Source organism: Natronosalvus halobius (assembly GCF_024138145.1).
Lineage (GTDB): Archaea > Halobacteriota > Halobacteria > Halobacteriales > Natrialbaceae > Natronosalvus > Natronosalvus halobius.
The window spans coordinates 2,029,116-2,055,407 of sequence record NZ_CP099997.1; the positions used below are offsets into that span (position 1 = coordinate 2,029,116).

The window sequence follows — 26,292 nt, forward strand, 5'->3', positions numbered from 1 at the left end:
GGTCGAGTGCGACAGCAGAAGCGAAGGCGGAAGTAGAATTCAAAACGGAACCAAAAGCGAAAACGGGACTGCGGCCGGAACCCTGACGACGGCCACAGACACCAGAGAGGCAGTGACGCGGGCCGGCGGCGAGCCCGTCGTCACGTCGCGCAGTTACAGTCATTCATCACTCAGTAGTCACAGTAGCGGTATAGTAGTACGCTCGAGTTCGCTCCACGATTCGGCCTGCGTATCGAGTCGTGAGTCGGCGTTCGATACGCCGTTCGATATTCTACGGAGGTTGATTACCTAACTAGGCTATGGATCGACTGGGGTACATCCCCAGAATCTGTGATGTCAACGATATCGCCGCACGCCGACTTTCGACGGGGTTCAGACGCGTCCGTTCGCGTCCACACGACTCCGTCGCTACGTCCCCCCAGGAAGCGACGGGCTGTGCCCGTCGAGTCGGCGGAGACAGGCTCGAGGGACCGACAGGGTGTCTCGAGGGACAATGGTGGGTTGACTGCTATTGCGACCGGCGGCTCGAGAGGGCACACAGGGTGTACGCATACATGTTCGAAACAATAACAGATAACGACGAACGCGGTCAGGTGGGTATCGGTACCCTCATCGTCTTCATTGCGATGGTGCTGGTTGCGGCGATCGCCGCCGGCGTCCTGATCAATACGGCTGGCTCTTTGCAGAGCCAGGCGTCCGATACCGGTACAGAAACCCAGCAGGCGGTGGCGAACCAAATCGAGGTCATTCACGCGACGGGCGAGGTGAACCAGACAGAGGCTGACCCGAACTACGGTAACATCACCGACCTCAACATTATTGTCAAGAAATCCGCCGGTTCTGACGTAATTGACCTCACGTCGATGACCGTCCAGTATACGAGCTCCGACGTCTCGCAAGCGTTGCTGTACGACGACGGGTTCAACACAACCGGTATCGCCGGCACGGAAGCCGAGGGTGACTCGCTGACGGATACGGACGACCGGGTCCGGATCGAGATCGATCTCACCGACGCCAATCCGCAGTTCGAGAACGACGCCGTGCTCGAAGAGGGTGACAGTGCGACGCTCAGCCTCGTCGACCAGTCCGGTGCGAAGTTCACGTACGGTGTAACCGCACCCGCGACCTTCGGTGACAAGAGCGTGGTGGAGGTCTAATCATGTTCGAGAATCTAACAAACACTGACGAACGCGGGCAGGTGGGTATCGGTACCCTCATCGTCTTCATCGCGATGGTGCTGGTTGCGGCGATCGCCGCCGGCGTCCTGATCAACACGGCTGGCTCCTTGCAGAGTCAGGCGTCCGATACCGGGACCGAGACCCAGCAGGCGGTGGCGAACCAGATCGAAGTCGTCCACGCCGTTGGCTACGTCGACAACAGTAACATCTCGAACATCGACCTGACGATCAAGAAGTCAGCCGGTTCCGATGTAATCGATTTGACGTCCATGACCGTCCAGTACACGAGTAAAACTACCGATCAAACGCTCGAATACGCGAACAACTCCAACATCAATAATGCTGCTACCGCTACCACGTTCGGTACGGTGGAAGTTGGCGGCAACTTCAGCGCTGATGCCGGTTCGGACGAGAGTAAGTCCCTGACCAACACAGACGACCGTGTCGTTCTCCGACTAGACGCAAGCGCTATCGAAGATACGAATGCTCTCGGAGAAGGTGACAGCGCGACCGTCACCATCACCGACCAGTCCGGTGCGCAGTTCACGTACGGCGTGACTGCCCCCGTAACCTTCGGTGACAAGAGCGTGGTGGAGGTCTAATCATGTTCGAGAATCTAACAAACACTGACGAACGCGGGCAGGTGGGTATCGGTACCCTCATCGTCTTCATCGCGATGGTGCTGGTTGCGGCGATCGCCGCCGGCGTCCTGATCAACACGGCTGGCTCCTTGCAGAGTCAGGCGTCTGATACCGGAACCGAGACCCAGCAGGCAGTGGCGAACCAGATCGAAGTTGTCCACGCCGTCGCTGAGACCAACGAATCCGGCGAGCCATTTGAGCAGCTCAACTTGACTGTGAAGAAGTCGGCCGGCTCCGATGTGATCGATCTGACTGCAGTAACGGTTCAGTATACGGACAGCAATGAATCACTCACACTCGCACACGAGAGCGTAGTTGACTCAACTAACGATCCGTACTTCAACACGACTGCAGCAACGACGGATTCGGACGCTAATTCGCTAACTGACACGTCCGACCGAGTCGTCATCGCGATCAATCTGAACGAATCGGTGAACCCATCCGCACTCAACACCGGCGACAGCGCTACGGTCGAAATTGTCGACCAGTCCGGTGCAAAATTCACCTACGGCGTAACGATGCCGCAGACGGTTAGCTCCGATCAGACAGTCGTCAACGTCTGATCACCCACGCCTACAACTACTAACGCATGACCCCTAACCCGACACACGACGACGCAATACTCACCCCCGACGACCTCGAGGTCACACCTGACAACGAGACCGTCAAACAGTTGGATGAGAATCGGTACGTCGTGCGGTCGGACTCGAATTCGAGTTCCGAACTCGAGTCCCCCTTGTTGCCGTCACCCGACGGCGACCACGGCCTCGAGACCGAGGCGGCTGGTGAACGCACACGCCGGCGTGCCGATATCGGTCTCGAGTCCGATGGCGGACTCGAGTTCGGAACCGGTTCCAACGATTCGGACGCGAACGAGCCCGACGAGTGGCTCGCGACCGCGTCCGAACCCCACGGGGTCGAGATCACCTTGAAGACCGACGGCGAAATCGCACACCACCGCGCGACGTCTCACGACGTTCGCGAGGTGTTCGCCGACCTCCTGACCTGGTACGCCGGGCAGCTCGACGACGACATGTCGCCGACCGACGCGTTGCAGGTGCTGCTGGCGACCACGGATCTCGAGGCCTAGGCAGGCCGCCGGTTTTCACTCACGCTGTTACTCCCTCGAGCGACGGCTCTCCGCAGGATGGGTCGGACTCGAACCGGTTGGACCGGACTCGAGTCGCCTGGATCGGACTCAAGCCGTCTGGAACAGACTCGAGTCGGACTCACGTCCAGGAACCGAACGTCGATCTCGAGGGGGCGCCGGTGATCACCGCTCGCACTCGACCGGCGAGTCCGTCGTGATCCAGCGCTCGGGCTGGTCATACTCGCGAATCTCGAACCATCCGTCGTCGGTGAACGACGCTTCGTAGGCGTCCGTGTGCTCGGCGGACATACTCGTGTCGAGGAGACCGAGGGTCATGAGTACGGACGTGTTAATCCAGCCCGTCCCATTGCAGCCAGTTCTTAATCAGTCCTTAGCGACTGCATACCACGAGGAACGACCGGGATTTCGTTCAAGACTATAGGTTACCGTTCCCGGGGGCGATACCGGTTTGTTCCTGGCACCCCTCTAGGGACGTATGTGTGGCCGTTACACCCTCTTTCTCGAGCGCGGCGACCTGGAGGACCGGTTCGACGCCAGGTTCCCGTCCGACGAAACGTTTGCGCCGCGGTACAACGCGGCACCAGGACAACGCCTGCCGGTGATCACGAACGACGAACCCGCCACGTTCCAGCGCCTCGAGTGGGGGCTGCGCCCGGCCTGGCTCGAGGACGTGCAGGCCTCGAGTGGCTCGAGTAGGTCGAGCAGGTCGAACGGCCTGATCAACGCCAGGGCAGAAACGGTAGCCGAGAAGCCGAGTTTTCGCCCGGCGTACGAGATGCAGAACGAGCGGTCTGCGGGCGTTCAGGACGCGAATGAACCGTCTGAACGGAGTAAATCCGGTGCAGGAGATCGGGACCGGACGCCCGTCTCCCGAGGACGGTGTCTGGTCCCGGCCGACGGCTTCTACGAGTGGGCCCCAACCGAAAATGGGGGCAAGCAACCCTACCGGGTCGCGCTCGCGGACGACCGCCCGTTCGCGATGGCCGGGCTCTGGGAACGCTGGAAGCCCGACCCGGAGACCACCCAGGCGGGGCTCGAGGCGTACGGCGGTGGCTCGAGCGAGAGTAGGGACGAAAGCGCTGCCGAACGCGAACCAGGACCGGTCGAGACGTTCACCGTGCTCACGACTCGCCCGAACGACCTCGTCGCGGACCTCCACGACCGTATGGCGGTCATCCTGGAGCCGGGTCGCGAACGCGAGTGGCTGACTGCCGACGACCCGCGAGAGTTGCTCAAGTCCTACCCCGCTGAGGAGATGCGGACGTACCCAGTGTCGACGGCGGTCAACAGTCCGGCGGTGGACGAGCCGTCGCTGGTGGAACCGCTCGAGGGCGTCTAGAATCGGTTCATTGGCTATACATAGTCACTGGCTATGCCCGGTTGGCCGGCTGAACTGGTTGGCCGACTGATCCGGTTGGCCGGCCAAACCTGGGTTACCAGCTAGACCTGGTTCGCCAGGCCGGAACGGCTAGCCGGCACTCATGCCCGGAGGCTCAGAGCCCCTCGAAACCCGCGGGCCCCTGTGTGGGGAGCAGGATCAAAGGCCCGAGACGACGTCAGCACGAGCGTAGGGATGGCAGTGTACTGGAAGTAGGCGACCTCCTGGACCCACAAGAGACGATCAGGGTGCCGAAGCCGGTCGGACGCGAGAGGAGGGACGTGGGCAGTTCCGTCATCGTCGATCCCCGCTCGACGACCGTCCGACGAACTTATATAAAAGACAGGGCGTCGGACTTTCAATTGCCGCGATTGTCTGCGTCAAAGAGTAGCAAGGTCAACCCGCTCGAGTCGCTCCTTCCGGTGGTTTCAGCGATTTTGATCGGCCGAAGGCCATACAGTTCGAGTGCACGATAAACGGTATTTTTATATAGAAGGGCAAACAATGATTCGAGCGACTATGAGTCAGCGAATGCAACAGGGACAGCCGATGATCGTGATGAGCGAGGACTCCCAGCGCGTCAAAGACCGAGACGCGCAGGATTACAACATTCAGGCCGCTCGAGCGGTCGCGGAGGCCGTACGCTCTACGCTCGGCCCGAAAGGGATGGACAAGATGCTCGTCGACTCGATGGGATCGGTGACGATCACCAACGACGGCGTCACCATCCTCCAGGAGATGGACATCGACAACCCGACAGCCGAGATGATCATCGAGGTCGCCGAGACCCAGGAGGACGAGGCAGGTGACGGCACCACGACCGCCGTCGCGATCGCTGGCGAGTTGTTGAAAAACGCCGAGGACCTCCTCGAGCAGGAGATCCACCCGACGGCCATCATCAAGGGCTTCCACATGGCCGCCGAACAGGCCCGCGAGGAGATTGACGACATCGCGACCGAGATCGACACCACCGACGAGGACCTGCTCAAGAAGACCGCCGAGACGTCGATGACCGGCAAGGGCGCCGAGGTCAACAAGGAACACCTCGCCCAGCTTATCGTCGACGCCGTTTCCGGCGTCACCGTCGAGACCGACGAGGGCGACAGCGTCGTCGACCTCGAGTTCCTCAACATCGAGACTCAGACCGGCCGCGCCGTCGACCAGTCCGAACTGCTCGAGGGCGGCATCGTCAACAAGGATCCCGTCCACGACAACATGCCCACCGAGGCGACGGACGCCAACATTCTCCTGCTGAACGACCCCATCGAGGTCGAAGAGACCGACGTCGACACCGAAGTCTCCGTCACCGATCCCGACCAGCTCCAGAAGTTCCTCGACCGCGAGGAGAAACAGCTCAAGGACAAGGTCCAGCACATCGTCGACCTCGGCGCGGACGTCGTCTTCTGCCAGAAGGGCATCGACGACCTCGCCCAGCACTACCTCGCGAAGGAGGGCATCCTGGCCGTCCGCCGCGCCAAAAAGAGTGACCTCGAGTTCCTGACGGAGGTCGTCGGCGCCTCGGTCGTCTCCGACCTCGAGAGCGCGTCCGAGGACGACCTCGGCTTCGGTGACGTCACCCGCGACGACGAGGACGAACTGTTCTACGTCGAGGGCGACGACGCCCACGGCGTCACCCTCCTGCTTCGTGGCTCTACCGAGCACGTCGTCGACGAACTCGAGCGCGGCGTCAACGACGCCCTCGACGTGGTCGCCCAGACCGTCTCCGACGGCCGCGTCCTCGCGGGCGGCGGCGCAATCGAAGTCGAACTCGCCTCACGCCTGCGCGACTACGCCGACTCCGTCTCCGGCCGCGAGCAGCTTGCCGTCGAGGCATTCGCCGATTCGCTCGAACTCGTCCCCCGCGTGCTCGCCGAGAACGCCGGCCTGGACAGCATCGACACGCTGGTCGATCTCCGCGCGGCCCACGAGGACGGCGAGATCCGCGCTGGCCTTAACGTCTTCAGCGGCGACGTCGAGGACACGTTCGAGGCTGGCGTCGTCGAACCGGCCCACGCCAAAGAGCAGGCCGTGACCTCCGCCACCGAGGCCGCGAACCTCGTGCTCAAGATCGACGACATCATCTCCGCCGGCGACCTGTCGACGGACAAGGGCGACGACGAGGGAGGCGCGCCGGGTGCCGGCGGCATGGGCGGCGGTATGGGCGGCATGGGCGGCATGATGTAGACGTCGGTCGAAATCGTCTCCACTCGCTCACCGCCGATCGTTCACCGATTGTTTCGTTTTTTGACGGCGTCACCGTATCCGATAAGCGCTAGCGTCGATTGACGAGAGGCATCCGGCGTGGTTCCTGGACGGCGTGGCTGGCGACGTACGCAAACTGTTCGAGTCGATCGTTCGACTTTTCGTGTCGTCGACACCCTCGAGAAGACGCCCTTCCGATGTTGTTCGTCGAGACAGCCGTCTGGGGAGATACATTTTGGCTCGAGCGGGGAACGAGACGATTCGAATCCGTACACATTTACGATTCGAAACAGTACCCCATCAGCAGTGAGTACCGAGGACGAAACCCCATTCGACGCCTACCGGGAGCACGTCGACCGGCCGCTCTGGCGGCTCTTTCGCGAGTACGGGCCCGGTCGGTTGGGCTGGTTCAGCGTCGGCATGGTCGCCAACTTCCTGGCCCGAATGGCGAGTCTGGTGCCGCCGCTGGTGCTGGGTGCAGCCATCGACGCCGTCTTCGTCGGCGAAGGAGACTACAGCCTCCCCGTCGTCCCCAACGCCTGGCTCCCGACGGAGAGCCTCGAGCAGTTCTGGTTCTCGATCACGGCCATCGCGGGCGCGTTCGTCGCCGTCGCCCTCTTTACCTGGATTTACGGAGTGTCGGCGAACCTCTTCGCCCACAGCGTCATGCACGCCGTCCGGGTCGACTGCTTCCGGAAGATGCAGAACCTCGACATGACCTTCTTCGACGACAAGCAGACCGGCGAGGTCATGGCCGTCCTCAACAACGACACCCAGAACTTAGAGCGATTCCTGGACAACGCGCTGATGAACTCCGCCCGGCTGCTCGTGATGGTCGGGGGCATCGCGGGCGTCCTCTTCTACCTGAACTGGCAACTGGCGGCCGTCACGCTCGTCGCGGTGCCAGTGATGTTCGTCTTCACGCTGTGGTTCATGCGCGTCATCGAACCCCGATACGTCCGCCAGCGGTCCTCGGTCGGGTGGCTCAACACCCGCCTCGAAAACAGCCTCTCGGGGATGGACCTGACGAAGACGACCGCCAGCGAAGAGTACGAGGTCTCGCGGGTCCGAAAGGCCTCGAAGCGGCTGTTCGACGACACGATGGCCGTCCTCAAGCTCTCGTACGTCTACCGGCCGGGGATGGAACTGCTCGCCGGTCTCGCCTTCGCCGCGACCTTCCTCGTCGGCGGCCTCTGGCTCGCCAACGGCGCGGCGCCGGGCCCGTTCACGGGGACACTCTCGGTCGGCAACTTCGTCATCTTTCTCTTTCTCACCCAGCGGATCGTCGCCCCGCTCGCGGAGGTCTCGAACATCGTCGACCAGTACGAGAACGCGAAGGCCTCGAGTGAGCGCGTCTTCGGCCTGCGAGACATCCCGGTTTACGTCTCCGATCCCGACGACCCCGAATCGCTCGAGAACGTCGCGGGTCGCGTCGAGTACGACGACGTGACGTTCAGTTACGCGACCGGCGAGCGGCGAGCCGTCGGCGATAGCGAGGTATCCGGCGACGAGGGCTTCGAGAACGATGGTGGCGGCACCGGTGACGGTAGCGACGGTGACGACCAGGACGCAGAAATCGTCGTCGAGGACATCTCCTTCACCGCCGATCCAGGAGACACCGTCGCCCTGGTCGGACCAACCGGCGCCGGCAAGTCCACCGTGCTCAAACTCCTCCTGCGACTCTACGACGTCGACGACGGCGAGATACGGGTCGACGGCCACGACGTTCGCGACGTTCGACTCGCGGACCTCCGAGAGTCCGTCGGCTACGTCAGCCAGGAGACGTTCCTCTTCGACGGCACTATCGCGGACAACGTCCGGTACGGCCACTTCGACGCCACCGACGAGGCCGTCCGCGACGCCGCGAAGGCCGCCCAGGCCCACGAGTTCATCGAGGACCTCCCCGACGGCTACGAGACGCGGGTCGGCGAACGCGGCGTCAAACTCTCGGGCGGCCAACGCCAGCGAATCGCCATCGCCCGGACGGTCCTGCAGGATCCCGAAATCCTGATCCTGGACGAGGCGACGAGCGCGGTGGACACGAAGACCGAACTCCTGATCCAGCAGTCGATCGACCGTCTGACGGAGGGGCGGACCACCCTCGCCATCGCCCACCGCCTCTCGACGATTCGCGAGGCGGACGTAATCCTCGTCCTCGAGGGCGGCCGGGTCGTCGAGCGCGGCGACCACGAGGAACTGCTCGCGGCCGGGGGCCGGTACGCGACCCTCTGGGAGGCCCAGGCCGGAACGCTCGACGAGGCGCTCGAGGCGATGGCCGACGGCGGGAATTGAGACGGTCTGTTGTGGTTCGTTACCGCCGATCTTCGGGATCGTGATCGGCAGTAATACGTTACAACGATCCGTACGACCGGTCAGGTCCCTACCCGTCGAACGGACGCAACCAGGCGCCGGTGGAGGTCTCGGCGGATACCCGCTCGAGCGAGGACGACGACGGCCAGCGGGGTGGCGCTGGCGAGAGTGAACAGGCCGCCGAAGAAGACGCCACCGCCGGTTCCGGCGTAGAGCGTGTAGAGGCTGAGCGACGCCCACCAGAGCGTCAGCACCCCGAGGCCGAGCGCCGCTAACTGACTGGCACGGAGTCCCAGTCCCTCCCTCACCACGCCGACGATGACGAGGATCGCCAGTACGCCCGGCAACACGAGTTCGGGGTCGATGGGCACGGAACCCAGTTCCGGCCACGACGGCCACGGCAGGGGCCGATTGGCGAGCAGGACGACGTCGACGAATAGCACGAAGACTGCGAGCGCGACTTCGCTCCCTCGATGCAGGGTGCCGGGCGGGCGAACCATCTCGTTTCTCACTCATCAGATAAGCGTAAAAACATTTCCACGGCGCTGGTTCGCTCGAGTCCGTCAGTGGATATCGAGGGGGCGAAGCAGGGCTCCAGCCGAGGAGTGAACCGCGCGACGGCGGTTTCGAGCGTCGATTAGCGATCGCTCGCCGCAGCCATCGGCCCGTCGAGGGTCGCTCGGATGGTGAACTCGGCGTCGCCGTCACCCGGTTCGAGGGCACCGACCGCGTACCCGGTGTAGGCGCCGCCGCGCTCGAGGTCGAGGTCGACCGAGGCGACGGTCGTTTCGGGATCGCCGGCCGGCCGCACATCGAGCGCGTACTCGGCGGCCGGGACCGCGACGTAGTTCGATGTCTCGCCGTAGGAGAGGTCCGACACGATCGGGTTGTCGCCGTCGTTGGCGTAGAGGTCGACGGCTGGCGCGTCGGGCGAGCCGTGAACGGCCCGGAACAGGACGGAGCCGTCGTCGACCAGGACGTGCGGGCGGATGGTCCCGGCCCCGAGTTCGCCGATGGCGGCGACGGTGTAGAACGCCTGTCCGAACCAGTACTCGCGCTCGAAGACGACGGTGTCGGCGTCGTCTGCGGCCGTGACCGTCACGGTGGTCGTCCCCGGGTCGAGCTCGAGGTACGGCGTCAGGGTGTCGTACTCGAGGCCCGAGACGACGCGTTCGCCGTCGACCAGGACGTCGACTCCAGGCGCGTCCGGCGAGAGGTGGGCGACGCGGACGGCCGTCAGCGGCGCCCCTCGCTCGGCCGTGCCGTTCGATTCCTGGTCGTCCGGGTCCCGTTCCCGCTCGTCGTCGTCGTGTTCCCCGCGTCCGAAGACGATTCCGCTGGTCGTGGCCGCCCCGCCGGCGATGCCGAGGGCGGCGAGCGTTCGTCGTCGTGAAAGTGGCATGGGGAAGTCGGCGGACGGCGAACGGATAAACTACTACGTCAGTTGCGGAGACAGTCAGAACGCAGTTTCGGCCTACGACTATCGCTCTGGGGTGACAGTCCGCGTAGCGAGGACGTACTCGCGTTTCCGGCCACGGGAGGCCCATCGAACCAATGTCACCGGCCATGAAACTCACCATTGTATGATTAATTTCTAATTTACTCGATAGAATATATTGCCTTTCGCCTGCGAAGTCACACATATGCGCCGAAGAGGCTATTTGGTGGGACTCGGCACCGGCGTCGGGGTGCTCGTCTCGGTCACCGACGGGAGGCTCGCGACGGCCACGGACCTGTCCGTGCGGATCCTCGAGACGAACGACCCCGTCGAAGCCGGCGAGTACCTGACCGTCACGGCGGAGGTAACGAACACGACCGCATCGGAACTCGAGGTCACGGCTCAGTTCGTCGTGGGCGACGAACCGGTGGGTGGCCGCTGGATCTTTCAGCTCGCTAGCGGCGAGACGCGCGACATCGAGTTCAGCCACCTGACCTATCCCGTCCGCCAGGACGTCGAGTTCCCCGTCCGCATCGAGACGCGAGACGGGAGCGACGAGCGGCTCGTAACGGTTACCGGCATCGACGACCTGCCTGTCGACCGCGTGCGACCCGATTCACAGGTCACGGTCGCGCCTGGAACCACGGTCCAGTTCGAGACCGAACCCGACGACGCGGAGAGCTACGGCGGGCTCACACACTGGTACGTCGACGACGACTACGCCGGCTGGTCGATGGGGCCGTGGCAGGCGGAGTACTTCGGCTGGACGGGTCGTGACTACTGGCAGTACATCTTCGACGAGCCCGGCACGTACACCGTTCGAGCGAGCGTCGTCCAGGAAGGGGCGAACGCGACCGCCGAGTGGACCGTCGAAGTCGCCGAGGGTGGGCACGGCGGCCCGGCCGTCGAGGAGGTTCGCCCCGTTCCCGGCCGGCTCGCCATTGGCAACGAGGAGACGGTCGAACTCGCCGTCGACGTGACCGACGCCGAGGGACGCCTCGAGGAGGTCGTCTGGTGGCTCGGTCACGCCGACCGCATCCTGGACATCTCCTCGGTCTCGGGCTCGTCGGACACCGCGACGCTCGCAGTCGACGGTTCGTCGCTCTGTCACGGGTGTCCGGTGATCGTCTGGGTTCGCTCGAGCGACGGCACCGTGACGACGGCCCAGCCGTGGACGCCGGTCGAACCCGACGGCGGCCACCTGCACGTCTCGATCCGCGAGTCGAACGACCCGGTCGGTGCCGGCGACCCTCTCGAGTTCGTCCTCGACCTCGAGAACGTCGGCCCGGAGGCGGCGACGCGGGAGGTCTCGATGATCGTCGGCAGCGACGTGGTCGACGCTCGTTCGGTTACGGTCGACGGCGGCGGGACGGATTCGATGACTCTGGGCTACGACACCTATCCCGTCCGCCAGGACGTCGAGTTTCCCGTCTGGGTGACGACCGGCGACGACGCGGACCACCGAACCGTCTCAGTGTACGCCGACGGCGTGGCCGACCTCGAGATCCGGATCCTCGAGACGAACGCGCCCGTGGCGGCGGGCGAGGTGCTCTCGGTGCTCGCTGAGGTCGAGAACGTGGGTACCCAATCCGAGACGCGAGACATCCACCTGGTCGCCGGCGACCGGGTCGCGAGCGAAACGGTGTCTCTCGACCCTGGTGCGGTCGAGACCCTCGAGTTAGGGTACGAGACCTATCCTGTCCGCCGAAACGTGGAATTTCCCGTGTCGGTGTGGACCGAGGGGGCCTGCGACCGCCGACTCGTGCGCGTGTACGCAGATGGACTCCCCGCGCTCGTACCGCGGATTATCGGGGTGAACGACCCCGTCACCGGAGGTGAGCGCCTCGAGGCGACGGTCGAACTCGAGAATCGGAGCGGCGAGCGCGCGACCGAGGACGTCTCGCTGGTCGTCGGCGGCGAAGTGGTCGATTCGGTGTCGGCAACCGTCGAGGGTGACGAGACGGAGACGCTCGCGCTGGGCTACGAGACGTACCCCGTCCGCCAGGACGTCGAGTTCCCGATTACCGTCTCCGCGGGCGGAGAGCGAGACGAACGGACAGTCTCGGTTCGGGGGGTCGACGGCGGTGGCGGCGACGGGGACGACGATGGCAGCGAAGATGACGAAGACGAGGACGGCGAGGACGGCGAGGACGAAGACGGTCCCGGGAACGACGACCTCGATGTCACCTTCGTCGACTGCTCGCGCGCCGAAGTCACCGGCACCTTCGAAGACGGTGACACGATCATGGCCCACACCGCCTTCAACACGGACCACGGAATCGGGACGACCGCAGGCGAGGACTTCGTCACTATCGGCGAGCACGTCCCCGCTCCCTTCTCCGGCACCATCGTCTTCGAGATCGGCGACGACCGCAGCGTTTCCGGCGATGACTCGAGCGCCACCGTCACCGTCGAAGACTACGGCGTCCTGGGGACGGCGATCACCGGGATCGGCGGCCCGAGCGCGATCGGTCCCGAGACGACCCACTCGAACCCCCACAACTGCAGCGGGTCGATCGCCCCGGTTCCGCCGGAACTCGATGTCGCGTCCGTCTCCCCCGTGGGGGACGGCTACGACGTGACCTTCGGCTACACGAACGACAACGGCATTCCGATCGTCGTCAGGAGTTCGTTCACCGCGGGAACCGCGACCAGCCAGCCCCCGAACGAACTCACAGCTGGCGGCGGGTCGTTCACCACCCGGTGGACGCCCCAGAGCGGGGACGAGCGCCTCGAGTGGACGATCGATCTCTCGGCGTTCGGGGGTCAGGAGTCGATTCGAGTGGCGACGCAAGCGGCGAGTGCGTACGGTGACGGCGAGGAGCCCAGTAGTGACGACGGCGCGGAAACTGACGATGGTGGTGAGACAGCCGACGGAGCAAACGCAGACGGCGATGGCGAGACCGATGGCGAAGGTAGTGAAAACGGCGACGCAACCGACGATACAAACGAGACGAGCGACACAGGAAGTGGCCAAACGGATGGCACAGACGCCGAAGGGAGTGGCGACGGCGAGAGTACCGACGATGGAACCGAGGACACAGACGACAACGCCTCGAGCGACAGATAATCCCGACCTCGAGGGAGGCCACCGTACACTCGAGTACGCCGACTCCTCCGAACCGTCCTCGAGGCCACGCCCTCGAAAACATCAAATAATCTGAAATGAAACACGATCGCATGGTCTCCCGCGACACTCGCGTCCACCTCGTTGCCATCGCTCTCGCGATTGCCATCTTCGCCGTCGTCTCGAGGTTCGACTTCGCGACCGACGGTCCCGAACACCTCGTCGCCTTCCTCGTGAGCTACGGCATCATCTTCGGCGGCGCGCACCTCTACCTGGCCGCTCGCGGCGACGACGGCATGATCCCGACTGCGTCCCGCTGGCGGTACGTCGCCGTCGTCGCCGTCTTCCTCCTGGTCGGCGCGCTCCTGTGGGTCGCTGGCGACGCCGCACTCGGCCCCGTCACCGTCCGACAGATCGGCCTCGCGGTGCTCACGCTCACGGCCCTGGTCTACCTCGCCGTCGAATCCGTGTCGGGGTATCGGGCGACGCAACTCGAGTAGCGAGCAACGCAACTCGAGTGAACTCGAGGCAACCGCAGAGAAAGAACCTGACCGGGTCTACCGCTCCTCGAGCGGCACGAACGTCTGGTCCTCGGGACCCGTGTAGCGCGCTCGCGGGCGGATGAGTCGATTGTCGCGCTGGTACTCGAGCACGTGGGCGATCCAGCCGCCGGCGCGGCTCATCGCGAAGATGGGCGTGTACGTGTCGATTGGGATACCAAGCTGGTAGTAGACCGACCCGGAGTAGAAGTCGACGTTGGGGGCGATCCCCTTCTCGACGAGGCCCTTCTCCTCGGTGAGGTAGTCCTCGATGGTCGTGGTGATCTCGTACCAGGTGTCGTCGCCGGTTTCGGCGAGTTCCTCGCTTCGTCGCTGCAGAATCTTCGCGCGGGGGTCCTTGACGTTGTAGACGCGGTGGCCGAAGCCGGGAATGCGCCGACCCTCCTCGGTCGCCTGCTCGACCCAGTCGCGTGGATCGAGGTGGCTCTCTTCGATCTCGAAGAGAACCTCCATGACGTCCTGGTTGGCCCCGCCGTGAAGCGGCCCCGAGAGCGCCCCGATGCCGCCGGTCAACGAACTGTAGACGTCGGCCATCGTCGAACCGATGACCATCGCGGTGAACGTCGAGGCGTTCAGGCCGTGGTCAGCGTGGAGGATGAGCGCCTGGTCGAACGTTTCGGCGGCGACGTCGTCGGGTTCCTCGCCCGTGAACATGTAGAGGAAGTTCGCCGCGTGTCCGAGATTGGGGTCGGGGTCGACCGGCTCCTCGCCCTGGCGGAAGCGCTCGAAAGCGGCCAGGACGGTCGGGATCTTGGCGGTGATCCGGCGTCCCTTTCGTAGCGAGGCCTCGAAATCCTCGGCACCGGCGTCGCTCTCGGATTCCATCGCCGAGAGCATCGACGTCGCGGTCCGAAGTGCAGCCATCGGCGTCTCGTCGGCCTCGGCCAGGCTGCGAACGGCCTCCAGGATGGCGTCGTCGACGGCCCGCTCGGCAACCATCGCGTCGGTGAACGACTCGAGTTCGCCCGCGTCGGGGAGCTGGCCGTGCCAGAGCAAGTAGAGTACCTCCTCGTAGCTGGCTCCCTCCGCGAGGTCCTCGATCGGGTACCCGCGGTAGATCAGTCGACCGGCGTCACCGTCGATCGAACTGAGCTGGGATTCGGCGACCAACACACCCTCGAGCCCTTTCTTCAGATCGTCAGCCATAGCAGGAACTTTCGTGCGGGATTGGAAAAGTATTGCCGTTTGCCCGTTGGCACCACGGCACTCGTCCCGGCGCCTGCATCGGTATCCATCGGATCAGGATCTCGAACGATCGGCCTCGGATCGGCTCTCGCTCGGCTGACGGCCGATTCGGGTCAGGGCCGTTCGTCCGCTGACAGTTCCCGTGAGAGGCCGACGGCAGCGTACACCGTCAGCGCGATCCAGACGGTTCCGGCGCTGGTCGTCGCGAGGACGAACGCGAGCGCGACCAGGTAGCTCGACTGCTGGTTCGAGCCGGGGATAACGACGAAGAAGGCGAAGACCGCGACGGTAAACGCGACGCCGACGAGTAGCGAAATGATTGCGTTTCGCTTTACGTCGAGGGCCTCGAGCAGGGCCGCCGTCGGCGGGCGGTCCGGACGATCCGGTGACGGTGACACGTTTCGATCTTTCGACCGGGTGTACAAAGCCGCGTCGGATTCGATGAGGTTACAACCCGAGCACGAGCCACGAGACCCCGATGAAGATGAGCATCCCGAAAACGTCGACGACGTTCGTCACGATGGGAATCGTCAGGTCGTCGGGATCGACCCCGAGTCGGTAGGAGGCGTACGTCGCGCCGAAACTGCAGACGATGGCGATGACGGCGGTCGAGATTCCGCTGACCAGGGCGATAAAGAGCAACGTCGGGAGCGCGATGGCGATACCGAACGCGACGCCGAGCAGGTACGCACCGATCGCGAGCACCGTGAAGACCGTCACCGCCAGCGCGAGAATGGCGGCGATGTTCGCCCAGAGACCAGTATCCCGCACGTCGAACGTCGCGACGCCCAGGTGGAGGCGACTCGAGAGTCGCGAACTCAAAATCGCGCCGAGGTTGCCGCCGAGTCCGACCATCGTGGGAACCATGATCGCCAGCACGCGATACTGCTCGAGGAGCGCCTCGGCCCGATCAAGGGTGATCCCGGCCGCGAGGACGATGATCGAGAGCACGATCAGTAGGGGGAACATCGTGGAGACGATCGATCGGGCACTCCAGGAGCCCAGCGAGTCGTTCGTGGAGAGAATCGACATCAGGGCATCACCCCGACGAGTGTGACGGCAAAGACAAGAAAGAGCATGCCGAAGATGTCACCCAGCGTCGTCACGATGGGGCCGACGAGATTGTCGGGGTCGTAGCCCGCCTCGTACCCGCCGAAGAGCACCAGCAAGAGACCGAAGATCAACACGGTCGAGGTGAGCACGCCCGAAATGAGCATGATGGCGAGAAACTCCCAGAGCGCCGCAGACTCCCAGCCAAGCACCGCCAGCGCGAGTCGCGTGAGCACGGCGATGACGATCGAGATACCGATGCCGTTGACGAAGGAGGCCACCACCGCATTGACCAGGCGTTCGTCCCACGAGAAGCGCGGCTCGATCAGCCCCTGGTGGAGCCCGCTGGCGAGTCGTCCCCCGAGCGCGCCGTAGACGTTCCCGCGCGTGGCGAGGAAGACCGGAACCATCACGAGCAGCCCGGGAAACCGTTCGACGCTGGCGAGGAGGTTCTCCAGGATGACGCCGGAGGCGAGGCCGCCGCCGAGCGCGATCAACAGCACCGGGAGCGTCTCCCGATAGATCGACACGAACTCCTCGCGAGCGCTCATGGGGTGGCCTCCAAGCGACCGCGCGGCGTTGTTCGAGCGTTTCGTGCGGTACCGGACTCACTCGTTTCGGCCTCGAACGACCCACGTCGATCCTCACTCGTCTCGGTCTCGTACGACCCACGTCGATCCACTTCCGGTGCTCGTCGTTCAGCAACCTCCATAGACGTCACCCCGGACGTGCGAGCAGCGATGGCGGCGTGGACCGACGCGTCTCCTGTCGACGGAACCGTCTGCCGGAGCGTGGGGACACACCGGCTGCGCAGTTCGGCGTCGGTGTCGGTCGACGGGAGTGGCGGCCCACGTGAACATGTACGTTCGTTACTGAGACGAGTCTGATAGGCGTTTTCCTCCGCACAGTCCGTGGTAACACCCGACAGTGTACGCTCGACCGTCGTCGATCCGTTGCTCAGAGCGTGACCAGCCACCACGCCAGCCAGATCCCGCCTATCGAGGCGAGCAGATTCGACCCGGCCGCGATGGCTGCCGGGCGACGGTCGCCGCGCTCGAGCAACTGAACGGTCTCCACCGAGAACGTCGAGAACGTCGTGAACGCGCCGCAGATTCCCGTCCCGACGAACTGGGCGGTCGCTGGTCCCGGATTGGCGAAGGTAACCACGCCCAGCAGGAAACTCCCCAGCACGTTGACCGCGAGGGTCGCGACCGGGAACGAGTCCCAGGAGAGGCGCTGGTACACCCAGTGACGAGCGAGTGCTCCCACGGCACCACCGACGCCGACGAGGTGGGCTGGCTCGAGACCGTCCGCGAGTCGAGCCAGCTCGCTCGCGAACGAGAGCGAGAGGTCGGCGCTCACGAGCGATCACCGCCCGTCGCTCGAGCCAGCGACCGTCCGACGAAGACGCCGGCGAAGCCGAGCGCGTAGTTGCCGACGACGACGGCGCCGAATAGCAGCGGCCCATTGGCGGTCCCCGCTTGCAACGCGAAGCCGCTGTAGGTCGTCAGCGATGAGAGAAAGCCCGTCGTCAGAAAGATCCGGGTCGCCGGATCGATCCGTCCCCGGTACTGGGCCTCGTAGACCAGGAAGCCGAGGACGGCACTCCCGACGACGTTGACGGTGAGGAGGGCGAGTTCTTCGGGAAGCGCGCCGAACGCGTAGAATCGGAGGTTCGACCCGACGAAGCCGCCGATGGCGATCAGGGCGAGCGTCTCGAGTCGAGTGAGTGCGGTGTCGGACATGCTGGCTGATCCAGGGACCGTCAGCCGACCGCCGTCGAGGTGGCGGTCGGCGGTTGGATCAGGCGGGCCCCATCGCCCAACTACGCCGTGATTTGGATGCGGGTCCTATGAGCGTGTCGAAACACGTGGATTCGAACGTATCGCGGCGTCCCGAACTCGAGTGACAACGTTGAAGGATAGACTCACTCTAAATCGGGTATGAGCGAGGGCGTACACCGACACCGGCGCGACTTCCGGCGCGCAGCCTGGGTGAACGTCATCGGCAACGCCGCCAAAATCGCCGTCGAAGGGGCCGCAGGTCTCGCCTTTGGCAGTTTCTCGCTGCTCGCCGACGCCGCCCACTCCCTGGCCGACCTCGTCGCCAGCGTCGTCGTCCTCGTCTGGGGAACGAGCAGTTACGACGAACCCGACGACACCCACCCCCACGGCCACGACCGAATCGAACCCCTGACGGCGCTGTTCGTCGGCGCGGTCATCGCCTTGCTCGGCCTCTCCCTGCTCAACCAGTCGGTTCGGGGCCTCCTCTATAGCACCGACGTCACCTTCAGTCCCCTCCTGCTCGGCGCGCTGGCGTTCGCGATCGTCGACATGTACCTCGTCTACCGGTACACCCAGGCGATCAACCGCGAGATTGGCTCGACCGCGCTCGACGCCCTCGCGGTCGACTGCCTGAACGACATCTACACCTCCCTCGCGGCAGTGATCGGCGTCACCGGCGTCGTCTTCGGCGTTCCAGAACTCGACGCCGTCGCCGGCGGCCTCGTGAGCCTGATCGTCGTCTCTCAGGGCGTCTCCATCGCCCGCGAGAACGTCGATTACCTCGTCGGTGCCGCCCCCTCGAGCGAGAAGCGCGAGGCCATCTCCAGGACGCTCCGGGACCATCCGGGCGTGCAGGGAATTCACGACCTCACCGTCTACTACGACGGGACGGTCCTCGAGGTCGAGGTCCACGTGGAGGTCGACGGCGAGATGCCCCTGCGGGACGCCCACGACCTCGAGACGGCGCTCGTGACGGCCCTGCGCGAACAGGACGACGTCGGGGACGCCCACGTCCATCTCGATCCCTCGGGGATCGGCGAGTGGAAGGATCACGTCGAGTCCTGACCGGGCTCGCCTCCGGAACCTGGCCCGCAACCGCGAATCTCTTTCGTCCCCTCTCGAGGGAAGCGAGAACGAGGAGGACGATTTTCGAACGCATCGTTACACTATAGAAAGTATAGTAATTCCCACGCCGTCCGCGTGTCGATAGGTTTCTTAGGGATCGTTCGTGACCTACGAGTATGTACCAGCGGGACTTCATGGAGGGAACGCGCGGGACCCAGGCCGTCGACTGGGAGGAGCGCATCGACGTCAAGCGGATGCGCCGCGAGCGAAAGGAGCGCGCCCTCGAGCGCCTCCAGGAGACCGAACTCGGCGCCATGCTCCTCGTCTCGGACCCGAACATCCGCTACGTCACCGGCCTGGCGATGACCGGCGGCAGCGGAGCCGACCACTACACAGTCCTCACCGAGGAAGGCGACGTGATCCACTGGGACACCGCCGACCACGCGAGCAACCAGCGCTTCAACTGCCCGTGGCTCCAGGACATCCGGTACGCCTGCCCTGGACTCGGCAACGTCCCCCGCGCCTCCGGGCGGGACTCCGCACGTGACTTCCTCAAGGCAAAGATGGCCGACACCGTGGCGACGGCTCTCGAGGAGTACGGCGTCGACGACGAGGTTCTGGGCATCGACGTCGGAAACGCCGGCCTGGTAAGCGCCTTCGAGGACCGCGGAATCGAGGTCGACACCGGGACCGTCCCATCGGTGATGGAGGACGCCCGCAAGGTCAAGACCCGCGACGAGATCGAGTGTCTCCGCCAGGTCGCGGCCATCTGCGAGGCCGGATTCCAGCGGATCACCGAGACCGCCCGTCCAGGAGCCAGCGAGACCGACCTCTGGGGGGCCGCCGCGGAGGAACTCTGGAAGCAGGGGGCGTTCGTCGGCGGCGGCTACGTCACCTCCGGGCCGAACACCTGGCCGAAACACCAGGCGAACACCACCGATCGGATGATCCGGCCCGGCGACCTCGTCTACGCCGACTTCTACAACATCGGCTACCTGGGCTACCGCTCGTGTTACTACCGCACCTTCAGCATGGGCGAGCCGACCCAGGCCCAAAAAGACGCCTACGAGATCGCCCGCGATAACCTCTACGACGTGCTTGAGCGCATCGAACCCGGTGCGACGACCGACGAGATCTGCAAGGGCTTCCCAGACATGGAAGGCGAGCATGCCGACTTCTACGACGCGGACGAACACTGGCAGATGACGACCAACCACTGGGGCCACGGTCTCGGGCTTCAGCTGTACGAGGTGCCCCTGATCTGGCGGGGGCTCTCCTCCGAGCACCCCATCGAGATCGAGGAGGGGATGACGATGGCCGTCGAGACCCAGGAGCCCGCGGAGAACCAGGGCGTGCGCGTCGAGGAGATGGTCGTCGTCCGCGAGAACGGCGTCGAAATCCTGAGCCGGTGGCCAGTCGAGGAGATCACGCGAATCGACTACTGAGCGCTCTGTTCGAGGGTGTTTTCGGGGGCCGAGACGGCGTGAGGCGAAAGTGGCGAACCCGTGAACGGGATCCGCCCGAGTTTTTTCACGATACCGATCGTACCGCGAGTATGGACTTCGACGTCATCCAGGGCGACATCGCGGTCCAGTCCGCCGACGCCCTCGTCAACGCTGCCGGAACCAGCCTCCGGATGGGGTCGGGCGTCGCCGGCGCACTTCGGCGCGGGGCCGGCCCGGAGATCAACGAGGAGGCGATGGCGAACGGACCGGTCGACCTCGGCGAAGTCGCCGTCACGGACGCCTACGACCTCGAGGCCGAGTACGTCGTCCACGCGGCGGCGATGCCCCACTACGGCGACGGGAAGGCCACTGAAGAGAGCATCCGCGACGCCACCCGGAACGCCCTCGAGCGCGCCGACGACCTGGGCTGTCAGTCGCTCGTGATCCCGGCCCTCGGCTGTGGCGTCGCCGGCTTCGACCTCGCCGAGGGCGCCGAGATCATCGCTCGAGAGCTTCAGGCCTACGAACCAAGCACGCTGGAGGACGTGCGATTCATCGCCTACGACGAGCGGGAGTTCGAGACGGTTCGACGTGCCGTACGAAGACGTCAAGATTGAACTGGAGCCAGCGATTTCGTGACTGAACTGGAGCTAACGACTCCGGGACTGGTCCGGAGTCAGCGACGACGATCTCAACTAATCGTGAATCGCTCGTTCGTCGAGCCAGCGGTACGTCTCCCCCTCGAGCGGGAGGTGGCCCGCGACGAACGCGCCGCTCTGCGGATTGGGTTCGATGCGGTCCCGGTCGACCCGCCGGGTGATGCCGACGTCGTCGACCAGCCACCCGTAGTAGGCGCCGGCGTCGTCGGTGACGCCGAACACGAGGAGCATGGGATCGCTCGAGCGATCGATCGACGCCGTCGGTGCCGTGAACACGCGAGCGAGGTCGACGACTCGGATCCGCTCGCCACCGACGTCGATTTCGCCCGCGTTCCAGGGATCCTCAGCGGCGTCGACGACGCCGGTGTCACCGACGCCCAGCACCGACGAGACTCGATCGGATTCGACGCAGTAGCCGTCCGACTGCAGTTCGAACGTCAGCATCGAGACGCGGTCGGTTGACTCGCTCGAACTACCAGTCTCCGTCATTCAGTTCAGACGGAAACGTCGGTAGAAAATAACTGTTGCGACAACCCATCGGGTCGCATTCGCCCGGTTCGCGGTTCGCGGTTCGCGGTTCGCGGTCCCGCTACTCGGTCGCAACCGGCGTTCTGGAGATGTCTTCACAGAGGCGGCGATAGACGTCCCGCTCCAGCAATTCCATCATGGTGTCGTCGACGGTCGCCCGCAATACCGCCAGGCGGTCCTCGAGAACGGCGTACTCCTGGCTGGCCCGTCGCTCGGCGACCGTTTTCTGGCCGTCCAGGAGTGCCTTCTTCGACGCGAGTGCGAAGAATTTCTGGAGTTGGTCGTCGTAGCTCGAGCGCAACAGCAACTGGTCGATCAGCGAGGTGAGCTCGGCCTTCGAGACCGGTTTGACGAGGTAGTCGTCGAATCCCAGGCCGATGATGTCGAAGTCCGGTTCGACTGCCGTCACCATGGCTACGCGACAGTCGAGGTCGCGTTGCCGGATGGTCTCGAGGACGGTGTCGCCCGGAAGACCCGGCATTCGGCGGTCGAGAAGCACGATATCGACCGTTTCGTCGATGGCATCGAGGGCGTCCGTGCCGTCGTAAGCAGTCTCGACGGACACCTCGTCCTCGAGCCAGGCGCTGTAGAGCGTCGCCAGGTCGGGTTCGTCTTCGACGATCAGGACGTGGGGTTCGGTTGGCATCGGGATAGTCTCCAGTATCGGCTGACAATCGACAAACTTCTCACGGAGCTATATGAATATATCGGGCGATTGAACCTGGAAAACGCCCCTGAACTGAATAAACGGTTCGAACGCAGCCGAAACCGGCCGGGTCGCTACTCGAGTTCCGTCTCCAACACAGTACGAAGAGCGGCGATGCCGGCCGCCGTTCGATCCAGGACGGTCGTCTCGTTTCCGTCCTCCGTCGCGACCGTAATCGACAGCGTCCCGTCCGCCGTCGGCGAGCCGAGTTCGACGACGGGCGCGACGCCATCGAACGCCTCGACCACGGCATCGGGGTCGGTCGTCTGGACCACTGCCCGTCCGGGGAGTTCGTGAAACAGGCCCGCCGCCAGGTCGTCGGTCGGCAGCGCCACCTCGAGGCCGACGTCCGCGGTCACCATCTCCGCGAGTGTCACCGCCAGACCGCCGTGGCTCACGTCGTGGGTCGCGAGCGTCGAGTCGGCGTTCGCGACGGTAGCGAGCGTCTCGAGCCGTTCTGTAGGCGACTCGGGGAGGTCGGGGAACTGATCGCTCCCGCCGAACTGCGCCAGGAGTTCGGAGCCGCCGAGGGCGAAGGAATCGCGCTCGAGGGCGTCGTCGCCGACCAGGAGAAGCGACGACTCCTCGGAACGCGCCCCGAGGCCCGGCGCGTCGTAGCCCGCCTTCGTGCCGACCATCGCGATCGTTGGCGTCGGTGGGATGGGGCCGCTCACCGAGTCGTTGTACAGGGAGACGTTGCCGCCGACGACCGGTACCGAGAGGTCGGCACACATCTCCGCCAGGCCGTCGACGATGGCCTTGAACCCGCCGTAGACGTCGGCCTTCTCGGGGTTGCCGCCGTTGAGACAGTCCACCGCGGCGAGCGGCGTCGCGCCCTTGACGGCGAGGTTGGTCGCGTTCTCGAGGGCGACCGCGCGCGCTCCGTTTCTCGGGTTCGCACTCGTCCAGTTCGGAGCAGCGCCTGCGGAGATGGCCAGTCCAGTTCCGGTTCCCGCGTCGATTCCGGTATCGGTCTCTCGAACGGCGACGATCGCCGCGTCGTCACCCGGCGGAACGCTCGTCCGGATCCCCACCTCGTGGTCGTACTGGCGGTAGACCCACCGTTTAGAGGCGGTGTTGGGCGAGCCGACGACGGCATCGAAGGCGTCCTCGAGGTCGGTGTCAGGGAGATCGGTCTCGGGTTCGGTCGGCTCCTCCCACGGTAGGTCGTTCATCGGCGCTCCGTCCCCGAGGAACTTGGCGTCGACGTCGACGACGGTCTCTCCGTCGAAGGTACAGACGTAGTTGCCGGCCGTGATATCGCCGATGACCGAACAGCCCAGGTCGAAGCGTTCGGCGATCTCGCGAACCCGCTCGACGTTCTCGGGGGCGACCTCGTAGCACATTCGCTCCTGGGACTCTGCGAGCAGGATCTCGAGTGCGGTCATGTTCGGCTCGCGCTGGTGGACCGTCTCGAGGTCGATTTCGGCGCCGAGGCCGCCCTTGGCGACGAGTTCGCTCGAGGCCCCGCCCAATCCAGCGGCGCCGAGGTCGCGGGCCGATTCGAGCAACCCCTCGTCGATCATGACCTCGTTGGCCTCGATCAGCAGTTTCTCGGCGTATGGATCGCCGACCTGGACCGCGGGACGGTCCTCCGTTTCGGCGTCCTCAGCCAGGTCCTCGCTCGCGAAACTCGCGCCGCCGAGGCCGTCGCGGCCGGTGGCGTTGCCCACGAGCACGAGTTTGTTCCCCGGCTCCTGGGCGATGGCCGTCACGAGGCGGTCCTCGGTGAGGAGGCCGACGCAGGCGACGTTCACCAGCGGGTTCCCCTCGTAGTCGGGGTGGAAGTCGACGCTGCCGCCGACGGTGGGGACGCCGATACAGTTGCCGTAGTGGCTGATCCCTTCGACGACGCCCTCGAGGAGGTACCGGGAGTGTTCGTTCTCGAACGGGCCGAAGTAGAGGCTGTCGGTGAGCGCGATTGGGTAGGCGCCCATCGAGAGGGTATCCCGGACGATGCCGCCAACGCCCGTGGCGGCGCCGTCGAAGGGGTCGACGTAGGAGGGGTGATTGTGGCTCTCGATACCGAGGGTGATGTAGACGTCCTGCTCTCCATTTCTCCCGCCAGAGGGCAGCGCGACGACCGCCGCGTCGTCGCCCGGCCCCACGACGACCTGCTCGCCCTCGCTCTCGAACGCCGACAGTAGCGGTCTCGAGGATCGGTAGGCGCAGTGTTCGCTCCAGAGGTTCTCGAACAGCGCCGCCTCCGCTGGGGTTGGCTCTCGGCCCAGTTCGGCGACGATCAGTTCGTGGTCCGAATCGGCTTCGCTCATTCACCTAGGTGGTGAAAGTCGGACAGTAAAGGGGTTTCCATATCCACGTTCGTGCATCATATCGAATCGTTCGATTTTTTATTCTCCCACAACTGGTTAGAATCAGTATACTTTTGCCGGGTCGTCCTGGAGTCCCTCGTATGAGCACCTCCAATACCCAGCAGGCGAACCCGTTCGAGAATCCGATGGTCCGCTACGCGCTTGGCCTCTCCGGGGCGGCGATCATCGCCTCGTCGCCATCGTCTACCTCGAGGGCTTCGTTCGCTACCTCGCGCTGGGACTCGCGGTCCTCGACGCCGTCCTGATGCCGAAGTTCCTCGAGTACGCGCTCGAGGCGGAGGAGACTGCCTGAACGACGGGTGTCCGACGGTTTTTGTACGAGAGCGCCGAATGCGATGGCATGAAAACCATCAAGGACAGCGTTCACGACCACATCGTGGTCGACGGCGTGGCGCGGGACCTCCTCGACACCCCCGCCGTCCAGCGTCTGCGGAACATCACCCAACTCGGCACCGTCTCGCTCGTCTACCCCTCCGCGAACCACACCCGCTTCGAGCACAGCCTCGGCGTCTACCACCTCGCCTGCGAGGCCCTCGAGCACCTCGGCATCGAGGGTCGCGAGGCCGAGCGCGTCCAGGCCGCCGCAATCCTCCACGACGTCGGTCACGGCCCGTTCAGCCACAACCTCGAGGAGCTGACCCACCGAAAGACCGGCCGGTACCACGACGACGTCCACGACCTGCTGGCCGCGGGCGAGATTGGCGACGTCCTCCGCGAGCACGACCTCGAGCCCGACGCCGTCGCGGACCTGGTCGCCGGAAACGGCCGCTTCGGGCAGATCGTCTCCGGGGAACTGGACGTCGACCGGATGGACTACCTCGTGCGCGACGCCCACCACACGGGGGTTCCCTACGGGACGATCGACCACGGACGGCTGGTTCGCGAGCTTCGCTTCGCCGATGGCGAACTCGTCCTCGCGGCGGGGAACGTCCAGACCGCCGAGAGCCTCCTGGTCGCTCGCGCGCTGATGAATCCGACCGTCTACAGCCACAGCGTCGCCCGCATCAGCAAGGCGATGCTCCGTCGCGCGGGCGAACAGTTGCTCGAGGCCGAGGAAACGGACGCCCACACCCTCCAGCGGATGGACGACCACGACCTGATCGTCGCGTTGCGCTCGAGCAGGGCGACCGAAGAATTTTCCCGGCGCCTCGACCACCGTGACCTGTACAAACGAGCCGTCTGGGCCGAGATCGACGACGTCCCGGGCGGAATCATCGAGGCTGACCACGAGGCGATTCGAGAGTTCGAGCGCGAGATCGCCGACCTGGCGAACGTCGACCCGGAGACGGTTATCATTGACGTCCCGTCTCGCCCGTCGATGAAGGAGTCCACGACGCGCGTCCTGGTCAACGGCGACGTCCGCCAGCTGGGTCGTCAGTCCCCGCTCGTGGACGCGCTCCGTGCCGCTCAGTACTCCCAGTGGCGACTCGGCGTCTACTCGCCCGACGAGATGCGCGAACCCGTCGGTCGGGCCGCCGTCGACGTGCTAGGCCTCGACATCGACGGCCCGCTGGTCACCGAAGTGCGCGACGGACTGTACGCCACGCTCGATCAGTTCGTGGAGTGAGGCCGCCCGAGTGCTCACAAACCCCCTCTAACGTCTCGAGGTGAAATCTAGGCTAGATTCGAGTGGCGACGAAAACGAACCGAAT

General features: G+C 64.8%; 26 protein-coding genes. 14 read left to right on the top strand and 12 right to left on the bottom strand.

Features of this window, described 5'->3' with window-relative positions:
- Nucleotides 1–554: 554 nt before the first annotated feature.
- From NGM15_RS10010 to NGM15_RS10025, 4 genes are read left to right on the top strand one after another with little or no spacing between them, the layout of a single operon-like run.
- Nucleotides 555–1,157 (top strand): archaellin/type IV pilin N-terminal domain-containing protein, encoded by a 603-nt coding sequence (locus NGM15_RS10010; RefSeq protein ID WP_253430274.1) that lies wholly within the window; start codon nt 555–557, stop codon nt 1,155–1,157.
- Nucleotides 1,158–1,159: 2 nt separating this feature from the next.
- Complete coding sequence (locus NGM15_RS10015) at nt 1,160–1,780, top strand: archaellin/type IV pilin N-terminal domain-containing protein (protein WP_253430277.1); 621 nt, start codon at nt 1,160–1,162, stop codon at nt 1,778–1,780.
- Nucleotides 1,781–1,782: 2 nt separating this feature from the next.
- Nucleotides 1,783–2,382 carry an archaellin/type IV pilin N-terminal domain-containing protein gene (locus NGM15_RS10020; protein WP_253430280.1) on the top strand — a complete coding sequence of 200 codons (600 nt, stop codon included), beginning with the start codon at nt 1,783–1,785 and terminating at the stop codon, nt 2,380–2,382.
- Between the two features lie 26 nt (nt 2,383–2,408).
- Complete coding sequence (locus NGM15_RS10025) at nt 2,409–2,909, top strand: DUF7500 family protein (RefSeq protein ID WP_253430283.1); 501 nt, start codon at nt 2,409–2,411, stop codon at nt 2,907–2,909.
- Between the two features lie 183 nt (nt 2,910–3,092).
- Here NGM15_RS10025 and NGM15_RS18715 read toward each other — a convergent pair whose 3' ends face one another.
- Nucleotides 3,093–3,218, bottom strand: a complete 126-nt coding sequence (locus NGM15_RS18715) for a hypothetical protein (protein WP_256498842.1) — start codon at nt 3,216–3,218, stop codon at nt 3,093–3,095.
- 187 nt (nt 3,219–3,405) lie between these two features.
- Between NGM15_RS18715 and NGM15_RS10030 the strand changes: the two genes are divergently transcribed.
- From NGM15_RS10030 to NGM15_RS10040, 3 genes are all read left to right on the top strand, one after another.
- Nucleotides 3,406–4,269 (top strand): SOS response-associated peptidase, encoded by an 864-nt coding sequence (locus NGM15_RS10030; protein ID WP_253430286.1) that lies wholly within the window; start codon nt 3,406–3,408, stop codon nt 4,267–4,269.
- A gap of 570 nt (nt 4,270–4,839) precedes the next feature.
- Complete coding sequence (gene thsB, locus NGM15_RS10035; protein WP_253438021.1) at nt 4,840–6,492, top strand: thermosome subunit beta; 1,653 nt, start codon at nt 4,840–4,842, stop codon at nt 6,490–6,492.
- 324 nt (nt 6,493–6,816) lie between these two features.
- Nucleotides 6,817–8,802 carry an ABC transporter ATP-binding protein gene (locus tag NGM15_RS10040; RefSeq protein WP_253430289.1) on the top strand — a complete coding sequence of 662 codons (1,986 nt, stop codon included), beginning with the start codon at nt 6,817–6,819 and terminating at the stop codon, nt 8,800–8,802.
- Nucleotides 8,803–8,882: 80 nt separating this feature from the next.
- On the opposite strand, the gene NGM15_RS10045 is transcribed toward NGM15_RS10040, so the two are convergent.
- Nucleotides 8,883–9,320: a hypothetical protein gene (locus NGM15_RS10045; RefSeq protein ID WP_253430292.1), complete on the bottom strand. Its 438-nt coding sequence runs from the start codon at nt 9,318–9,320 to the stop codon at nt 8,883–8,885.
- Nucleotides 9,321–9,457: 137 nt separating this feature from the next.
- On the bottom strand, nt 9,458–10,222 hold the full coding sequence (locus tag NGM15_RS10050) for a DUF4397 domain-containing protein (RefSeq protein ID WP_253430295.1): 765 nt from the start codon (nt 10,220–10,222) through the stop codon (nt 9,458–9,460).
- A 262-nt stretch (nt 10,223–10,484) separates the two neighbouring features.
- Between NGM15_RS10050 and NGM15_RS10055 the strand changes: the two genes are divergently transcribed.
- Nucleotides 10,485–13,328: a CARDB domain-containing protein gene (locus tag NGM15_RS10055; protein ID WP_253430298.1), complete on the top strand. Its 2,844-nt coding sequence runs from the start codon at nt 10,485–10,487 to the stop codon at nt 13,326–13,328.
- Nucleotides 13,329–13,438: 110 nt separating this feature from the next.
- Complete coding sequence (locus tag NGM15_RS10060) at nt 13,439–13,825, top strand: hypothetical protein (protein WP_253430301.1); 387 nt, start codon at nt 13,439–13,441, stop codon at nt 13,823–13,825.
- Nucleotides 13,826–13,882: 57 nt separating this feature from the next.
- On the opposite strand, the gene citZ is transcribed toward NGM15_RS10060, so the two are convergent.
- The 6 genes from citZ to NGM15_RS10090 form a co-directional block, all read right to left on the bottom strand.
- Nucleotides 13,883–15,031 carry a citrate synthase gene (citZ, locus tag NGM15_RS10065; RefSeq protein ID WP_253430304.1) on the bottom strand — a complete coding sequence of 383 codons (1,149 nt, stop codon included), beginning with the start codon at nt 15,029–15,031 and terminating at the stop codon, nt 13,883–13,885.
- Nucleotides 15,032–15,183: 152 nt separating this feature from the next.
- Entirely contained in the window at nt 15,184–15,468 is a 285-nt protein-coding gene (locus NGM15_RS10070) for a DUF7536 family protein (RefSeq protein WP_253430306.1), read from the bottom strand.
- 49 nt (nt 15,469–15,517) lie between these two features.
- Entirely contained in the window at nt 15,518–16,102 is a 585-nt protein-coding gene (locus tag NGM15_RS10075; RefSeq protein WP_253430309.1) for a magnesium transporter, read from the bottom strand.
- Complete coding sequence (locus tag NGM15_RS10080; RefSeq protein WP_253430312.1) at nt 16,102–16,671, bottom strand: magnesium transporter; 570 nt, start codon at nt 16,669–16,671, stop codon at nt 16,102–16,104. The genes NGM15_RS10075 and NGM15_RS10080 overlap by 1 nt, the downstream gene beginning before the upstream one ends.
- 406 nt (nt 16,672–17,077) lie before the next feature.
- Nucleotides 17,078–17,482 (bottom strand): fluoride efflux transporter CrcB, encoded by a 405-nt coding sequence (crcB, locus tag NGM15_RS10085; RefSeq protein ID WP_253430315.1) that lies wholly within the window; start codon nt 17,480–17,482, stop codon nt 17,078–17,080.
- Nucleotides 17,479–17,865 carry a fluoride efflux transporter FluC gene (locus NGM15_RS10090; RefSeq protein ID WP_253430318.1) on the bottom strand — a complete coding sequence of 129 codons (387 nt, stop codon included), beginning with the start codon at nt 17,863–17,865 and terminating at the stop codon, nt 17,479–17,481. The genes crcB and NGM15_RS10090 overlap by 4 nt, the downstream gene beginning before the upstream one ends.
- A gap of 198 nt (nt 17,866–18,063) precedes the next feature.
- On the opposite strand from NGM15_RS10090, the gene NGM15_RS10095 reads away from it, so the two are divergent.
- The 3 genes from NGM15_RS10095 (at nt 18,064) to NGM15_RS10105 (ending at nt 21,031) form a co-directional block, all read left to right on the top strand.
- Nucleotides 18,064–18,969, top strand: a complete 906-nt coding sequence (locus NGM15_RS10095) for a cation diffusion facilitator family transporter (protein WP_253430322.1) — start codon at nt 18,064–18,066, stop codon at nt 18,967–18,969.
- 176 nt (nt 18,970–19,145) lie between these two features.
- On the top strand, nt 19,146–20,414 hold the full coding sequence (locus tag NGM15_RS10100) for a M24 family metallopeptidase (RefSeq protein ID WP_253430324.1): 1,269 nt from the start codon (nt 19,146–19,148) through the stop codon (nt 20,412–20,414).
- Between the two features lie 110 nt (nt 20,415–20,524).
- Nucleotides 20,525–21,031, top strand: a complete 507-nt coding sequence (locus tag NGM15_RS10105) for a macro domain-containing protein (RefSeq protein WP_253430328.1) — start codon at nt 20,525–20,527, stop codon at nt 21,029–21,031.
- 78 nt (nt 21,032–21,109) lie between these two features.
- Here NGM15_RS10105 and NGM15_RS10110 read toward each other — a convergent pair whose 3' ends face one another.
- The 3 genes from NGM15_RS10110 to purL all read right to left on the bottom strand — a co-directional run bounded on the left by NGM15_RS10110 (nt 21,110) and on the right by purL (nt 24,580).
- Nucleotides 21,110–21,562, bottom strand: a complete 453-nt coding sequence (locus tag NGM15_RS10110; RefSeq protein WP_253430331.1) for a chemotaxis protein CheW — start codon at nt 21,560–21,562, stop codon at nt 21,110–21,112.
- A gap of 100 nt (nt 21,563–21,662) precedes the next feature.
- A complete protein-coding gene (locus tag NGM15_RS10115; protein WP_253430334.1) occupies nt 21,663–22,247 on the bottom strand; it encodes a response regulator transcription factor in 585 nt (194 codons plus the stop codon).
- 134 nt (nt 22,248–22,381) lie between these two features.
- Complete coding sequence (gene purL / locus NGM15_RS10120; protein WP_253430337.1) at nt 22,382–24,580, bottom strand: phosphoribosylformylglycinamidine synthase subunit PurL; 2,199 nt, start codon at nt 24,578–24,580, stop codon at nt 22,382–22,384.
- Between the two features lie 140 nt (nt 24,581–24,720).
- Here purL and NGM15_RS10125 point away from each other — a divergent pair, with 140 nt between their 5' ends.
- Entirely contained in the window at nt 24,721–24,885 is a 165-nt protein-coding gene (locus tag NGM15_RS10125) for a hypothetical protein (RefSeq protein WP_253430340.1), read from the top strand.
- 95 nt (nt 24,886–24,980) lie between these two features.
- On the top strand, nt 24,981–26,207 hold the full coding sequence (locus NGM15_RS10130) for an HD domain-containing protein (protein ID WP_253430343.1): 1,227 nt from the start codon (nt 24,981–24,983) through the stop codon (nt 26,205–26,207).
- Nucleotides 26,208–26,292 lie beyond the last annotated feature (85 nt).

Excerpts from the sequence above, each read along its gene's own strand:
- purL (WP_253430337.1), bottom strand. The coding sequence starts at position 24,580 with ATGAGCGAAGCCGATTCGGACCACGAACTGATCGTCGCCGAACTGGGC.
- NGM15_RS10090 (WP_253430318.1), bottom strand. The coding sequence starts at position 17,865 with ATGTCCGACACCGCACTCACTCGACTCGAGACGCTCGCCCTGATCGCC.
- NGM15_RS10100 (WP_253430324.1), top strand. The coding sequence starts at position 19,146 with ATGTACCAGCGGGACTTCATGGAGGGAACGCGCGGGACCCAGGCCGTC.
- NGM15_RS10080 (WP_253430312.1), bottom strand. The coding sequence starts at position 16,671 with ATGAGCGCTCGCGAGGAGTTCGTGTCGATCTATCGGGAGACGCTCCCG.
- NGM15_RS10045 (WP_253430292.1), bottom strand. The coding sequence starts at position 9,320 with ATGGTTCGCCCGCCCGGCACCCTGCATCGAGGGAGCGAAGTCGCGCTC.
- NGM15_RS10110 (WP_253430331.1), bottom strand. The coding sequence starts at position 21,562 with ATGACGGAGACTGGTAGTTCGAGCGAGTCAACCGACCGCGTCTCGATG.
- NGM15_RS10030 (WP_253430286.1), top strand. The coding sequence starts at position 3,406 with ATGTGTGGCCGTTACACCCTCTTTCTCGAGCGCGGCGACCTGGAGGAC.
- NGM15_RS10095 (WP_253430322.1), top strand. The coding sequence starts at position 18,064 with ATGAGCGAGGGCGTACACCGACACCGGCGCGACTTCCGGCGCGCAGCC.
- NGM15_RS10060 (WP_253430301.1), top strand. The coding sequence starts at position 13,439 with ATGGTCTCCCGCGACACTCGCGTCCACCTCGTTGCCATCGCTCTCGCG.
- NGM15_RS10025 (WP_253430283.1), top strand. The coding sequence starts at position 2,409 with ATGACCCCTAACCCGACACACGACGACGCAATACTCACCCCCGACGAC.
- NGM15_RS10125 (WP_253430340.1), top strand. The coding sequence starts at position 24,721 with ATGAGCACCTCCAATACCCAGCAGGCGAACCCGTTCGAGAATCCGATG.
- citZ (WP_253430304.1), bottom strand. The coding sequence starts at position 15,031 with ATGGCTGACGATCTGAAGAAAGGGCTCGAGGGTGTGTTGGTCGCCGAA.
- NGM15_RS10010 (WP_253430274.1), top strand. The coding sequence starts at position 555 with ATGTTCGAAACAATAACAGATAACGACGAACGCGGTCAGGTGGGTATC.
- NGM15_RS10020 (WP_253430280.1), top strand. The coding sequence starts at position 1,783 with ATGTTCGAGAATCTAACAAACACTGACGAACGCGGGCAGGTGGGTATC.
- NGM15_RS10105 (WP_253430328.1), top strand. The coding sequence starts at position 20,525 with ATGGACTTCGACGTCATCCAGGGCGACATCGCGGTCCAGTCCGCCGAC.
- NGM15_RS18715 (WP_256498842.1), bottom strand. The coding sequence starts at position 3,218 with ATGTCCGCCGAGCACACGGACGCCTACGAAGCGTCGTTCACCGACGAC.
- thsB (WP_253438021.1), top strand. The coding sequence starts at position 4,840 with ATGCAACAGGGACAGCCGATGATCGTGATGAGCGAGGACTCCCAGCGC.
- NGM15_RS10130 (WP_253430343.1), top strand. The coding sequence starts at position 24,981 with ATGAAAACCATCAAGGACAGCGTTCACGACCACATCGTGGTCGACGGC.
- NGM15_RS10075 (WP_253430309.1), bottom strand. The coding sequence starts at position 16,102 with ATGTCGATTCTCTCCACGAACGACTCGCTGGGCTCCTGGAGTGCCCGA.
- NGM15_RS10050 (WP_253430295.1), bottom strand. The coding sequence starts at position 10,222 with ATGCCACTTTCACGACGACGAACGCTCGCCGCCCTCGGCATCGCCGGC.
- NGM15_RS10015 (WP_253430277.1), top strand. The coding sequence starts at position 1,160 with ATGTTCGAGAATCTAACAAACACTGACGAACGCGGGCAGGTGGGTATC.
- NGM15_RS10115 (WP_253430334.1), bottom strand. The coding sequence starts at position 22,247 with ATGCCAACCGAACCCCACGTCCTGATCGTCGAAGACGAACCCGACCTG.